Source organism: Streptomyces sp. NPDC096311, from assembly GCF_044763085.1.
Lineage (GTDB): Bacteria > Actinomycetota > Actinomycetes > Streptomycetales > Streptomycetaceae > Streptomyces.
This window is the reverse complement of the sequence record NZ_JBIWFN010000017.1, coordinates 230,450-243,512: the sequence shown is the minus strand read 5'-3', so window position 1 is coordinate 243,512 and position 13,063 is coordinate 230,450. Positions and strand designations below refer to the sequence as shown.

Below are 13,063 nucleotides of genomic sequence, written 5' to 3'. Positions count from 1 at the left end.
CTGATGATGCAGCTGTGGGAACGCGGCGAACAGCGCCAGGCCGACCTCATCAAGACGCTGGGGCTCGATCCGTCCACCGTCACCAAGATGCTGCAGCGCCTGGAGCAGTCCGGGTTCGTCACCCGCAACCCCTCCCCCACCGATCGCCGAGCCGTCGTCGTGAACACCACCCGCGCGGGCCAGGCCCTGCGCGACCGGGTTCTGCAGGCCTGGCGCGACCTGGAGTCGATCACCGCCGCGGGGTTCTCACAGGACGAGTACGAGCAAGCGATGCGGGTCCTGACCCGGATCGAGACGAACCTCACCGGCACATCCTCCGACGCAGGTGATCCCTCGGTCGTCGGCTGACCGCCGAGGCGGGCTGACCCGGTTGCCTCATTCTCCCGGGTAGCGGACCCCGATGCTCGCGCGAACGGCGTCCAGCGTCGCCATGACCGCAAGCGTGCCGTCCAGGGGAACGAGCGGCGACTCGGTGGCGCCGGCCCGCAGACAGCGGGCCACCTCCAGCACCGACATCCGGCTGCGCGGCACGCTCCACCTCACCGGTCCCGTGCGCAAGGTCGGCGCCGAGCGGGTCCTGCACACGGCGGTGGAAGTGGGCTGAAACGGCAACGGCTGTCCGGCCCGTCACCTCTCGGTCACGGGCCGGACAGCCGTTCCGCTTCACGCGCGGGATGTCGATGCCTGTCCGCATGCGAAGGCGTGACTGTCCTGGACCAGCCGCCAGATGACGGCGAGTTCGCTGTCGTCCTGCGGCCCGTACAGCATCACCCAGGTCTCGGGCCCCAGGCCCATGGTCACGACCGGGTGCTCCTCCGCCCATCCCGTCCGGATCGCCTCTGCCGCACGCTGGGGCGGCAGGGCCGCGTGCAGGCTGCCGCTGCCGTCCCCGTGCAGATGGGCGAACTCGGTTCCCACCATGAACGCTTCGTCGGGTCCCAGAGCGAGCGCGGGGTCGAGGTGCAGAGCCCGCGTCTGCGGCAGCGAGATGCCGCTGCGGCCGGTGGTCACGCCCCGCAGGCCGGTCATCAGGCTCCACAGTTCGTCCTGGAAGGCCGGGGGCGCGTACTGATCGAGTTGGATGTGTGGGGTGGCGGGGGTGGTGTGCGGGCGGAGACCTGCCCGCTCGGGAAGGTCGGCATCTCTTGCCATACCGGTGCTCATGTCTTGTCCTTCCGTGACTCGATCCGCCGTCAGAAGATGCCGCGCCATGCGCCCTCGACGACATCGGCGGGCAGTGCCGCATAGCGGCTGCGGATGGCGTCGAGCGACTCGGCGCACCGTCGGGTGAGGTCGGCGGTGTCGATGCCGACGAGTCGACCCGCGCGCTTGCGGATCTCGCCGTCGACGAGCACGGTCTCCACGTCGCCGGGTCCGGTGTAGTGGACCAGGGTGGCCACGGGGTCGGTGCCGGGGCGGGCTCGTACCGGGTCCGGGAGGATCACCGTGACGTTCGCCCGCTTGCCCGGGGTCAGGGTTCCCACCTCGTCCTGGAGTCCGACGGCCCGGGCCCCGATGCTGGTCGCCAGTTCGAGGGCGCCGCGTGCGGGCGGCAGCTGCTGCGGGATGCCGCCCGCCGTGACGGCCGCGTCCCGGCGCTCCGCCTCCAGCAGTGCCCGCGCCTCGCCGAGGATGTCGGCCTGCGCGTAGCAGGTGGTGTCGGCGCCGAGAGCCGCCGCGCCGCCCCGGCCGACGAGCCGGCGGGCCTGGAACGGGCCCAGCCCCATGCCGCCCTCCGTGCAGGGTGTGGTGACCAGGCCGATGTGCGCACGCGCCATGACGTCGAGGTCGTCCTCGTCGAGTTGGTTGCAGTGCGACAGCACCGTCACGCCGTGGAAGAGACCTTCGTCGACGAGGGACTTGAGCGTGGAGACGTACTGGTCCCCGTGCACCAGCGCGTTCCAGTGTCCGGTGATGAGCTCCGGCTCCAGGGAGCGGACGCGTTCGAGCAGCGGCCGGACCATGTCGAGCGGCAGGTAGGGGGCCGTCTCGGGCAGGGCCACCCCGAGCCGGAGGCGGCGGGAGCCTGCCCGGTCCAGGTCGGCCAGCGTCTTGCGCACGCTACGGAAGCGCTCGTCGTGTTCCGGGTCCGGAGCACGGGTGAGGAGGTCGTTGAGGACTTCCGGGGCGGCCGGCGCGTCACCCGACCAGTCGGGGGCGTTCTGGAACGCGTAGGCGAAGTAGCCGCCCACGCCGCTGTCCCACAGGCCACGCAGCAGCGCGGTGCTGATGTCGGCGGAGGTCTGGAGGTGACTGTGGTCGACGACGGTGGTGATGCCGGCGGAGATCGACTCCAGGCCGCCGAGCAGGTTGGCCAGATAGGCGTCCTCGGCGTCGAAGCAGCCGCCGTAGCCGCCACGGACCAGGCGCATGTACGTCGGGAAGCTCCAGTCGGTGGCGAGCCCGTGCAGCAGGCTCTGCCAGGCGTGCCGGTGGCCGTCGACGAATCCGGGAACGACGACGCGGCCGCACGCCTCCACCACAGGTGCCCCGCCCGCCGGCAGGTTCGGGGCGATGTCGACGATACGGCCGTCACGGACGAGCACGTCCGCCTCGGGCAGGTCGCCGATGTCGGGGTCCATGGTGATGACATGGCCGCCGCGAATGAGGATGTCGCTCATGGGACCTCTCAGGTGTCGCACCCAGTGCGTTCAATTGGTCGACCAATCTACACGCCAGGCGAAGCGACCTCTCACCCCGGGAACAAAACTCAATGGTTGTACATTTGACCAAGCAAGCGACTACTTGGTCGACCAATGTTTCACCGAAGGATCTGATCACATGGTTCCCGACCTCACCGGAACCCCCCTTTCCGACCTCGTCTCCCTGACGGGCCGCACCGCCGTCGTGACCGGCGCCGGCGCGGGCGTAGGTGCCGCCATCGCCGAACGGCTCGCCGAGGCCGGGGGGAACGTCGTCGTCGCCGACCGCGACAAGGAGGCCGCCCAGGCGCAGGCCGACGCCCTGGAAGCGCGCGGCTGGTCGGCACTCGCCGCCGTCGCCGACGTCACCGACACCGAGGCGGTGGCCGCCCTCGCCGACACCGCCGTGCAGCGGTTCGGCGCGCTCGACATCTGGGTCAACAACGCGGGCGCCTATCCCTCCAGCCCCCTGATGGACATCACCGACGAGCAGTGGGACCGCCTGCTCCAGCTCAACCTCCGGGGCAGCTTCACCGGCGCCCGCGAAGCGGCCCGACGGATGATCGACGCGGGGCGCCCCGGAGTCATCATCAACATCAGTTCGGGAGCCGCTTTCGTCGTGGGCGGCGGCAACGCCGCGCACTACGTGGCCAGCAAGCACGGCGTGGTCGGCCTGACCAAGAGCCTGGCCGTCGAGCTGGGCCCGCACGGCATCCGCGCGGTGTCCGTCGCGCCCACGCTCACCGAGACGCCGGGAGTCGCGTACAAGCGCGAGGTCGAGCAGCTCGGCGACGTCCTCGACGCCTACGGCGCCCAGCTTCCGCTGGGACGCACGGGCCGCCCCGACGACATCGCGCGCACCGTCCTGTTCGCCGCGAGCGACCTGGCCGCGTTCGTGACCGGGACGGTCCTGGTCGTCGACGGTGGCGACCTGGCCTCCTGAACGACAGTCGACAGTCGACGGCTGGACCCGCGGGTCCAGCCGTCTGCCGTTCAAGGCGATCTGGGCGGAGCGGTCCCTGTCGGAGGGGCGACGCCGGCCGGGGTGGTGCCAGTGGCCACCTCAACGCCCGCACTAGTCGTCAACTGGGACAACAGAGCCTCCTGGACCGCTCGTTGGCGTAGACAAACTCTGAGCCGCCAAGAAGCCCTGCTCGTATGCCCGGCCCCGGCCACCATCACCGCGCAGAGTCCCGTCCGGTGGACCTCGCTCAAGATCGGAAGGGCACAACACGCCTGGTCCCACACCACTACTCAGATGGCCTCAGTGGCCGGGCTTGAGCCCGGCCACAGTGAGTTACTCCGCCGACGGTCGTTCGACATTGGACGGTCCCGGCCTGTACGCCGCAAACACCTTCGACGAGTTGAACACGTAGGACTCCTCGAACATGCTCCAGTCGGGTTTCATGCGTCCCAGCTCTTCCATCGCGCCGGCCAGCGTGAACCAGTTGAGTAGTTCCTGCTGGCCGCTGTCCTCCAGCTGGGCGAGGGACCGGTCGCGCCAGACGTCGTACTGACCGTTGGCCAGGGCGGCGTACACTTCGCGGTCGGCCGCGATGTCGGGCTGGAGGCGCCAGGTCTTGTCGCAGGCGAAGGCATGACTCCAGCTGGACGAGGCGATGAGCGCCACGCGCAGGTCGCTCTCGGCGCATGCCCGGGCGACGGCGCGGCCCACTTCCATGAACCGCCACGGCGGCGGAGAGGGCGGATCCAGTTCGGCCGGTGTGTCGCCCAGCGAGACCGCGAATCCCTTGTTGCTTACGACCAGTTTCCCGTAACAGTTCAATGGGAACGCGATCACCGGGTAGGGGAATCCGCGCCGGTGGTAGTCGAGATAGAGCAGCGTGTTCAGAAAGGCGTGGGCAAAGCCGTCGTGGTGAAGCGGCTTGTACGCGTAGGCGACGTCGATGCCTTGGTCCAGAAGTTGTGTCGCCAGGCGCCGGGCCACGTCCGGGCTGCCCATCACCTCGATGGACGTGTCGGGGCCCTCGTTCCAGATGTTCGGCCGGTCGTCCATTCCCGAGGAGTGCGCCATGTTCGCCCACGGCTTGATCGTCATGTCGGGGTACGCGAGGACGGCGTAGGGCGGGATGACGTCCTCGCGGAAGTTCTCGTATTGGTCATCCCCCCAGATCAAAACGACGTCCGGGTTGAACGCGTCGAGTTCGGCGCGGCAACGGTCGAAGCCGGCTACCAACCGCTCGCGGTGCGTCTTCGCCGCCGACCGGCCCTCGTCGGAGCCCCACTCCTCTCGCATGCGCTCCGGCCACGAGCCGGTGTCCTTGGCATGCTCGGGCACGAGCGGATCAGCCAACCCCTGCCGAAGAAGCCATGCCATGTCATCGTCCAGCCCGCTCAGCGGCGGATAATGCGTGAGTCCAAGTCCCAATATCTCGCCCATTTGTACTCCTTCGCAATCGACTCGAACGGGGAGTGCTGCAACTTCTGGTGATCGTGTAAGGCGCGAATAGCGGCCTGTCCAAGACGGTCCGCATGGCGCGGACAGGCCCATCCGGCCGTCTGCGGAAGGCAGTCACCGCCGGAAGCCGCGACCGCGAGGCCCGGAATCGTGCAGTCGACGCCAGAGATCAGGACGCCGGCCGACGAGTTACGCGTCTGGACCTGGCAGAGGCGGCGGCGCTAACGAGTCGCGGACACCATGGCCGGCTGGAACACGAGGTCGCGTTCGACGCCACCGTTCTCCAGCCAGTCGCGACAGATGCGCTGGTAGGCGATCGGTCCACCGGGGTATCCCGAGCGGACGAGCTTGAACACCTCGTCCGGGGCGCAGCCGAGGTCGATCCTGGGCACCTGTGCGCGGTCCGCGGCGATGCGCTCCTGCCAGCCGTTCTCGGCCTCGATCCGGGGCTCCACACTTGCCTGGCCGGTGTCGCGGCACCGCGTGACGAGGGCAGACGAATACGCGGCCTGCTCGATGACGAAGTGCGAGAAGGTGAAGCTGTGCGCCGCCTGCGAGATGCTTCCGATCACGAACAGGTTCGGGAAGCCCGCGGTCATGATGCCGTGCAGCGAGCTCATCCCGTCGGCCCACTTGTCGGCCAACTGGTGACCTCCGCGACCGATGACCGGGAAACCGCCGGTGTGGGCACGCGCTCCGTTGACCGAGAATCCGGTTCCGAAGATCACGCAGTCGGCCTCGTACTCCTCGCCGCCCGCCACGACACCCGTGCGCGTCAGGCGTTCGATGCCCTGCCCCATCGTGTCGACCAGTGACACGTGCGGCGCGTTGAGGCTCTGCAGGTAACTGTCGCTGAACTGGGGGCGCTTGCAGCCCAGGTTGTAGTAGGGCTTGACGGCCTCGGCGGTCTCCGGGTCATCGACGAGTGCGCCCATGTCGGCGCGGACCTTCTCCATCAGCGCGTAGTTGATCATCAACTGGCGGGTAGGGGCGTCCAGGCCGGCGATGCCGGCCGCCAAGGATTGCGGCGGAGTGCGCGTCCACTTGAACAGCTGGGTCATCGAGTCGTCGACGAGGTCGAGGGCTGGTGGGGCCTCACCGGGTGGGCTCTGCACGACAGCGGTGAAGTTCTCGATTCGCTCCATCTGCCAGCCGGCCGCCTGGCCGCTATACCACTCGGTGTCTGTGACACGGTTGCCCCGGGGCAGGACTGCGGCGGGCGTGCGCTGGAACACCGTGAGAGCCTCGGCGTCACGTGCGAGGTAGGGGATGAACTGGATCGCGGACGCGGACGTCCCGATGACGGCGACCTTCTTGTCGACCAACTCTGTGAGTTCGCCGTGTGCCGTCCCTCCGGTGTACGCGTAGTCCCACCGGCTGGAGTGGAAGACATGCCCCTCGAACTCGTCGAGGCCAGGAACATCGGGGACGACGGGCACATCGAGCGAACCGCCGCCGAGGCATACGAACCGCGACCGCATCTCGTCGCCGCGGTCGGTGGTGACCACCCAGCGGTCTGTCTCGGCTTCCCAGCGGACGCCCGTCACCTGCGTCTGCAGGCACGCCGTCTCGTCGAGGCCGAACTTCTCCGCCAGCGCCTGGCAGTGCGCCCGGATGTCGTCGCCGTGCGCGTACCTCTCCGGCGGGACCAAGTCGATGTCTTCGAGCATCGGCAGGTAGATGTACGACTCGACATCGCAGCGGATACCGGGGTAGCGGTTCCAGTACCACACCCCGCCGAAGCCCGCCGCCTTGTCGATCACTCGAACCGACTTAACGCCGGCCTTGCGTAGTTGGATCGCCGTGATCAGCCCGGTGAAGCCGGCTCCGAGGACGATCACGTCGACCTCGTCGGTCAGCGCCGGGCGGGTGTAGTCCGGATCGGCGAACGGATCGGCCACGGACACAGGAGTACCCGATGCCACGGGCACGCTCAGCGTCTGATCCACCGGGCGCCTGCGCTCGGCCTCCTCACGGTACTTGCGACTGATCTCCTCAGGATCGAACCCGAGTGCACCAGGACGGGCCGTGGGGATGCTCATGCCGGAGCCCCCTCGTCGCCAAGCGCCGCGGGCCGGGACGGGTTCTCGGGGCCGGGGAGGACGCCGAGCTGTTCGAGAAACGCGAAGTCGTCACCGAGGCCCCAGACCCGGCTGACCTTGCCCTCTGTGACGGTCATGAACAGCACCTCGTCGAACTCCACCTTGCGGTGCGTCGCAGGAAGCCCGAAGAAATCGCCTTCGTGCGTGCCGGTGACGCGCACCCGGCTGACGACTTGGTCGCCCTGCACCACCTGGGAGACGACCTCGACCCGCATGTCCGGGAACGCCGCCGCAATCGTGCTCTGGCCGAACTTGAAACCCTCGATCGGATCGGTCGGCGGCCCAGCCGGGCCGCCAGGACCGCCAGGACCGCCGACCGGGGACGGATTCCGTCCGGCCAGGTATCGCACCGTGTTCTGTATACCGGCGCGCTCCACGATGAGTTGAGGGTGGAACACCTCCTCGGCAAGGTCCGGGCGGTTTGCGTTGATGATGTCTTGGAACTGCCGGTTCACGACGGCAAGCGGATCAGTGGGCATCGTCGCTCCTCATGGGGCTCGCGCGGACGGGCCACAGCTGGCTCACGGATGCGGTGGTGGCCCCCGGTTCGGCCATCAGAGCACCTTGTGCACCGCCGCGTCAACGGAAGTGGAGGACCTTTCTCAGTTATGTATCGGCGTCCGCTCCGCCGGAGGGACCAGCGATTTCCCACCGGACGGAAGCGGCCCGCGAACCCGTCGTCCCTCTCTGCCAGGCCTGTCTGACCTGGCAAAAGACCTCGCAGAGTGGCCCAAGAGCCAGACGCCCACCGCAGGAACGGATCATCGCGGAGCGAGGCGCGACCCCGAACGGGGCCGGGGCCACGGTGGCGCACCACGACGACTTGAACTCCTCACACGCGACCAGTTGGCACCGCAACCCGAACCCCAGGAACCCTCTCCTCGATCACATCGAAGAAGGCGGAGAAGTCCGGGACGGACGCGGCTGAACTCGCGAGGCCGCGCAAGGAGAATGCACGGCCGGAGAAGGAGCCGACCAAGCCCCACGAAGCCCTGACGATCACGGGAAAGCGCGACGGTCTCGTTTGACCTATCGTTTTCGTCATGACGCAGCCAGCTCAACCGCGCCGTCCCAAGCTGCGACGCGACGCCGAGGAAAAGCGCGAGCGAATCGTCGAGGCGGCCCGCCGACTCGTTGCCGAGTCCGGGATCGACGCAGGGCGCGAGCTGATTGCGCGTTCGGCGGACGTCGGTCTCGCCACCGTGTACCGGCGCTTTCCGAACCTCGACGCGCTGTACTACGAGGTCTTCGCCGACCAACTCGCCGCCGTCCGCGCGCTGATCGACGAGACGGCTGCCATCGAGGACCCGTGGATTGCGCTCACACAGTTCATCGAGCGCAGTTGCGAGTTGCTGCGCGACAACCGCGGGCTCCAGGCGTTCTTGCACGGTCGACTGCCCGAGGACGAAGGCCCGGATGACCGCACACGCATCCTGCCCGCAGTCGAACGCCTGGTGGACCGCGCTCGAGAGGCCGGCAAGGTGCGTGACGACCTGGGCACCGGTGACATCGCCGTCCTGTTCGCCGTTACCGGTACCCTCATCGAAGCCTTCCGGACAGTCGATCCTGACCTCTACCAGCGCTATCTGACGGTGTTCCTGGACGGCATCAAGCGCGGACATCGCGCCCCCACACTTCCGGCCGCCGCCCCGACATCGACACAGCTGGACGACATCCTCAAGGCTTGGCAGCGCGACTGACTCGAGGCCTGTCAAGTCCACTGGCATCCGCGGCGGGTTGGGTCTGCGGATGACGCGTTCGGGGCCCTGGAGCGGCACATGCGCGGCCGTGAACCCGCCGTCATGCCGACTCGAACTCCTTCGCACCAAAGGGCTGTTCACCGTTGCCGCCGCCCTCGCCTGGCCCCTGGAACCCGAGTACCCACCCGCAGCGATGACCAGAGCGCGCGCCGCGAGGTGACTCCGCCCGGGCACAAAACTGTACGCACAAGGGGTTGACGACGGCTCGAACCTGCATACAGTTATGGCCGGTCCGGCAGCGCAGCCGCAAGCAGGAGCCGCCCCGGACGTCAGCCGCACTGTTCCACCACACCGCCGAGTCCGGCCCGCCGGGCGCACTCGCCTGAGCCGGACCCACCGCCGCCAGTTCTCCGACGATGAGGCCCACGCGAACCCACCCGATCATCGACGGTGCACCGCGCTCACGTGAAAGGAAGCCGCCTTGACGGACGCCTATCGCTCGCAGCCCGGAACGGCAGCAGAGTCGCTGCCATCACCCGCGGCGCTGCGGGAATCGGCAAGGCATTCGCCCAGCGGCTCGCACAGGACGGGCACACCGCCGCGATCGCGAGACTCGCCCCAGTGAACGCCCGTCCACAACATCGGCATCCTTCCCATCTCCTCGTTCGACGACACCGACTGGGCAACGCGGCGCAGAGGCACGGACAACAACCGCGCCCCCTCTCCTCCACCCCACCAAAGCGTTCCTGTTCGGGACTGGAGTAGGACGACCGATCCGGATCACGGCTACGGCCTGTAGACCCTCCACGCCAGATCGCCCGGCACAGCTGCCTACTCAGCCGGACGAAAGGCGATCGGTTCCTCGTGTGCTCCCTGGCCTCTGAGGACAAAAAGCACGGGATCACCTCAACGCCATGGCCCCGGCCTCATCCGCACACCCGTCTCGAACCAGGCGGTCAAGCGCACCCACCTAGATGAAGACCTCACGAACGCGATGTCCTTCCTTACCTTCCACGGCGACGGGTCAGCGCCCAGCCTCGGACAGTGACCTCACCCGTGCCTGAGCCCAGGCGCCGGACGACCCGAACACATCACGAGCACCTCATGGCGACAAAGGAGTGGACCATGAACCAACAGACCGCGCAGAGCACCGATATGCCGCCCGCGTGGATCACCGAGCTGTACGCCCCCATGGAGACGCTCGACGTCGAGGGGCTCATCAGCAACCTCAGCGAGGACGTCATCCTCAGGCTCGGCAACGCGGAGCCCATCAGCGGACACGACGCCGTGCGGGCCGCGTCCTCGAATTTGTTCAGCACCATCCGCGGCATGACCCACACCTTCCTGAGCGTGTGGCACTGCGGGGAGGACACCATGCTGGTGGGCGAAGCCGCCTACAACATGCTCGACGGCAGCACGGTCCGACTGCCCTGCGCCACGCTCGTGCACCGGCGGGCCGACGGCCTCGTGGACAACATGCAGACGTTCATCGACATGGCGCCGGTACTGCCGGCGCCGCCTGGCGGCCACTGACCTCAGTCCGAATCACCTCCGGGCCGTGTCCGCCCGTGCCGCCACCGCGCAATTCCAAGAAACTGCATGCGGGCATCGACCACACCGGAGCGCGTCCTGACCGACAGTACGTGGCCCTACCACAAGAGACCGGTCGTCGGGTTTCGTCACCCGCAAGCCCTCCAACCAGGACCGCCGCGCTGTAGTGGTCAACGCGACCCGCGCCGGCCAGGCCATGCGTGATCGGGTCCTGCAGACATGGCGCGAACTGGAGGGGATCACCGCGGGCGGGTTCACGGACGAGGAATACAGCCAGGGCATGCGGATACTGGCTCGGATCGACGCAAACCTCATGGACGCGTCTCCCGCCGACCCCGATGGCTCGGCGGGAGACCCGCCGGCCCTCTCCTGACGGGCCCTGGCAACCCGCCTCGGCCGCCGCCCGAGACGACTGCTCTGGCATTTGGCACCCGAACGGGCGCGCGCACGCGCCGCGACGACGATCGCAAGAACGCCCGTCACGTGCTGCCGACGTCATGGTATTGCCGTCGTCAGCGGCCGTATCTGATGTTCAAGTGCCTGTTGCGGTGGCGGCGACAGCAGCCGGAGTCGCGCGCCGCTGGGCCGACCTGTCCATGAGGTACTGGAGCGTGAGGCAGCCCAACGCCCATGCAGCCAGGGTCAGGACAGCTCCGGTGAGATGCGTGTCGTGGAAGTACGCGGCTCCTCGCAGACCGCGTACGGCGGCCGCCGGAGGCATGAGCGAAGCGAGCGGGGAGAGCCATGCGGGCAGGAAGGTGGCGGGCAGGATGCCACCGGAGGTGGCGTTGCCGAGGATCAGCAGCACCACGGAGGCGACCGGCATGCCGAGCGGCCCGAACAGGCGCAGCAGCAGCCCGGCCGCCGCGGCGGACGCCCACGCCAGCAGGCCCACCACGACGGCGACCACGGCGAACGAGGCCGGCAGCGCGCTGAAGGCGGTGTGCGCGATCAGTGCCACCATCACGCCGGAGGCGGCCGAGAAGACGAGCATCGAGCCGACGCGGACGGCCAACCGCAGGCGCGGTGCGATCTGGTAGGAGGACACCGCGAAGAGGAAGCCGGCGAGCACCACGCCGAAGGCGGCGTAGAACACCGACAGTCCGCGGGAGTCGCCGGCGGCCAGGGGCAGTACGTCCTTGACGGGGACCGGCTTCCCGACTGCCGCCGTCATCGCGCTGGCAAGGCTGGAGACCGTGGACGGCCCCTGCGCGCCGGCCACCAGAACACGCGTTCCGCGGCCGTCGTCGACGAGGGCGGCCGGGACCTTGTCGTGGGTGACGGCCTGCTGGGCGGCCTCGGCGTCCGGGTAGCGGTAGAAGGTGTAGCCATTCGGCGCCGCGTTGTTGAGGGCGAGTTCCGTGCGGGCGGCCACCTTGTCGGATGCGGCGATGCCTATGGGCTGATGTCGCGCCGACGGTGCGTGGAAGGCCGCGAGGTAGACGGCCACGAACACGGTGCCGATCGCCAGCGCGGTGATCACTGGCACGAGCATCGCCTTGCGGGCACCGGCGGCCGCCGCGAGCACCGGGGCGGGAAGGCCGGGCTCGGAGTCGACCAGCGCGTGCCTGGCGTGTCGGGCGTGATCGGCTGCGGGGTCCGCGCTCGGATCGTGAGGGATGAACCCGGGCGGGGCGCCGGGAGAGAACTGGGTGGCGTGGGGCATGAGATGAGGAACTTTCGATGTCAGCGGGCCTCAGCCACCTGCGGCGATGTGCTCCCGAGGTGGCTGCGGGCAGGACAGGGCAAGGGGCGGGTTGGCCGCCCCTCGGTGGTCGGACTGTCCGGCTCTAGAACATCCCGCCGTCGACCTGCAGGGTGCGGCCGGTCATGTAGGCCGCGTCGTCGGAGACGAGGAAGGCGTATCCGGCGGCGATCTCCGGGGGCTCCGCGAGCCGCCGCAGCGCGATCCCGACGTCGAGCCACTCGGACAGGGCCTGCTTGCCGACCAGTTCGGGGTGCTGGTAGCTCGCCCCGTGCTCGGCCGCCATGTCCGTGGCGGTGCCGCCCGGAGCGATGGCGTTGATGGTGATGCCCTTCTGCCCGAGTTCGGCGGACAGGTTCAGCACCATCGACTCCACCGCCGCCTTGCTGGCGGCGTACAGGGTGTGGCGGAAGAACGCCTTGGACGCACTCACCGATGAGGTCAGCACGATCCGGCCGCCCTCACGCATGTGGGCGGCGGCGTGCTGGACGGCGAACAGCTGCCCGCGTGTGTTGACCGCGAAGACGCGATCGAAGTCGGCCGGCGTGATGTTCTCCAACGCGTCGAAGTGCTCGATGCCGGCACAGGACGCGAGCACGTCCAGCCCGCCGAACTCCGCCACCGCACGCTCGATCAGCGCCCCGGTCTGCTCCGGGACGGCGGCGTCGGCCTGAACGGCGATCGCCCGGCCACCCTCGGCGCCGAGCTCCGCAACCAGGGCGTCCGCCGCCTCCTTGTTGCCTCGGTAGCCGATCGCCACCGCCGCGCCTTCACCGGCCAGCCGCCTCGCGACGGCCGCGCCGATCCCGCGGCTGCCGCCGGTAACGACTGCCGCCTTGCCTTCGAAACGTGTCCTCTGCACGGATGACACCACTTCTCTTCTCTCGGGAAACGTGGGGGGGGGAATCGCTGCGGGCGACGGCTGCGGTGCCCGAGCGGAAGGC

At 68.8% G+C, this 13,063-nt stretch carries 12 protein-coding genes and 1 pseudogene; 5 read left to right on the top strand and 8 right to left on the bottom strand.

What is annotated here, in order from left to right; genetic code table 11:
• On the top strand, positions 1-348 hold a 348-nt coding region (locus tag ACIRA5_RS36960), incomplete at its 5' end, for a MarR family winged helix-turn-helix transcriptional regulator (protein WP_403698495.1).
• A gap of 27 nt (positions 349-375) precedes the next feature.
• Here ACIRA5_RS36960 and ACIRA5_RS36955 read toward each other — a convergent pair.
• From ACIRA5_RS36955 to ACIRA5_RS36945, 3 genes and pseudogenes are all read right to left on the bottom strand, one after another.
• Positions 376-504, bottom strand: a pseudogene (locus tag ACIRA5_RS36955) (gfo/Idh/MocA family oxidoreductase); the annotation flags it as partial.
• Positions 505-663: 159 nt separating this feature from the next.
• Positions 664-1,164 (bottom strand): luciferase family protein, encoded by a 501-nt coding sequence (locus ACIRA5_RS36950; RefSeq protein ID WP_403698493.1) that lies wholly within the window; start codon positions 1,162-1,164, stop codon positions 664-666.
• 29 nt (positions 1,165-1,193) lie between these two features.
• On the bottom strand, positions 1,194-2,621 hold the full coding sequence (locus ACIRA5_RS36945) for an amidohydrolase family protein (RefSeq protein ID WP_403698491.1): 1,428 nt from the start codon (positions 2,619-2,621) through the stop codon (positions 1,194-1,196).
• A gap of 160 nt (positions 2,622-2,781) precedes the next feature.
• Between ACIRA5_RS36945 and ACIRA5_RS36940 the strand changes: the two genes are divergently transcribed.
• The gene (locus ACIRA5_RS36940) at positions 2,782-3,585 is read left to right on the top strand and encodes an SDR family NAD(P)-dependent oxidoreductase (protein WP_403698489.1); all 804 of its coding nucleotides are present in this window, start codon (positions 2,782-2,784) and stop codon (positions 3,583-3,585) included.
• 354 nt (positions 3,586-3,939) lie between these two features.
• On the opposite strand, the gene ACIRA5_RS36935 is transcribed toward ACIRA5_RS36940, so the two are convergent.
• The 3 genes from ACIRA5_RS36935 to ACIRA5_RS36925 form a co-directional block, all read right to left on the bottom strand.
• Positions 3,940-5,043, bottom strand: a complete 1,104-nt coding sequence (locus ACIRA5_RS36935) for an extradiol ring-cleavage dioxygenase (protein ID WP_403698487.1) — start codon at positions 5,041-5,043, stop codon at positions 3,940-3,942.
• Positions 5,044-5,282: 239 nt separating this feature from the next.
• A complete protein-coding gene (locus ACIRA5_RS36930; RefSeq protein ID WP_403698485.1) occupies positions 5,283-7,103 on the bottom strand; it encodes a flavin-containing monooxygenase in 1,821 nt (606 codons plus the stop codon).
• A complete protein-coding gene (locus ACIRA5_RS36925) occupies positions 7,100-7,642 on the bottom strand; it encodes an ester cyclase (RefSeq protein ID WP_403698484.1) in 543 nt (180 codons plus the stop codon). The genes ACIRA5_RS36930 and ACIRA5_RS36925 overlap by 4 nt, the downstream gene beginning before the upstream one ends.
• A gap of 564 nt (positions 7,643-8,206) precedes the next feature.
• Between ACIRA5_RS36925 and ACIRA5_RS36920 the strand changes: the two genes are divergently transcribed.
• The 3 genes from ACIRA5_RS36920 to ACIRA5_RS36910 all read left to right on the top strand — a co-directional run bounded on the left by ACIRA5_RS36920 (position 8,207) and on the right by ACIRA5_RS36910 (position 10,787).
• Positions 8,207-8,863 (top strand): TetR/AcrR family transcriptional regulator, encoded by a 657-nt coding sequence (locus ACIRA5_RS36920; RefSeq protein ID WP_403698482.1) that lies wholly within the window; start codon positions 8,207-8,209, stop codon positions 8,861-8,863.
• Positions 8,864-9,988: 1,125 nt separating this feature from the next.
• Positions 9,989-10,396, top strand: coding sequence for a nuclear transport factor 2 family protein (locus ACIRA5_RS36915; protein ID WP_403698480.1), 408 nt, complete (start codon positions 9,989-9,991; stop codon positions 10,394-10,396).
• 184 nt (positions 10,397-10,580) lie between these two features.
• Complete coding sequence (locus tag ACIRA5_RS36910) at positions 10,581-10,787, top strand: hypothetical protein (RefSeq protein ID WP_403698478.1); 207 nt, start codon at positions 10,581-10,583, stop codon at positions 10,785-10,787.
• A gap of 159 nt (positions 10,788-10,946) precedes the next feature.
• Here the strand turns inward: ACIRA5_RS36910 and ACIRA5_RS36905 are convergent, their stop codons facing one another.
• Entirely contained in the window at positions 10,947-12,080 is a 1,134-nt protein-coding gene (locus tag ACIRA5_RS36905) for an ABC transporter permease (RefSeq protein ID WP_403698476.1), read from the bottom strand.
• A gap of 124 nt (positions 12,081-12,204) precedes the next feature.
• Positions 12,205-12,981, bottom strand: a complete 777-nt coding sequence (locus ACIRA5_RS36900; protein ID WP_403698475.1) for an SDR family NAD(P)-dependent oxidoreductase — start codon at positions 12,979-12,981, stop codon at positions 12,205-12,207.
• Between the last annotated feature and the right edge of the window lie 82 nt (positions 12,982-13,063).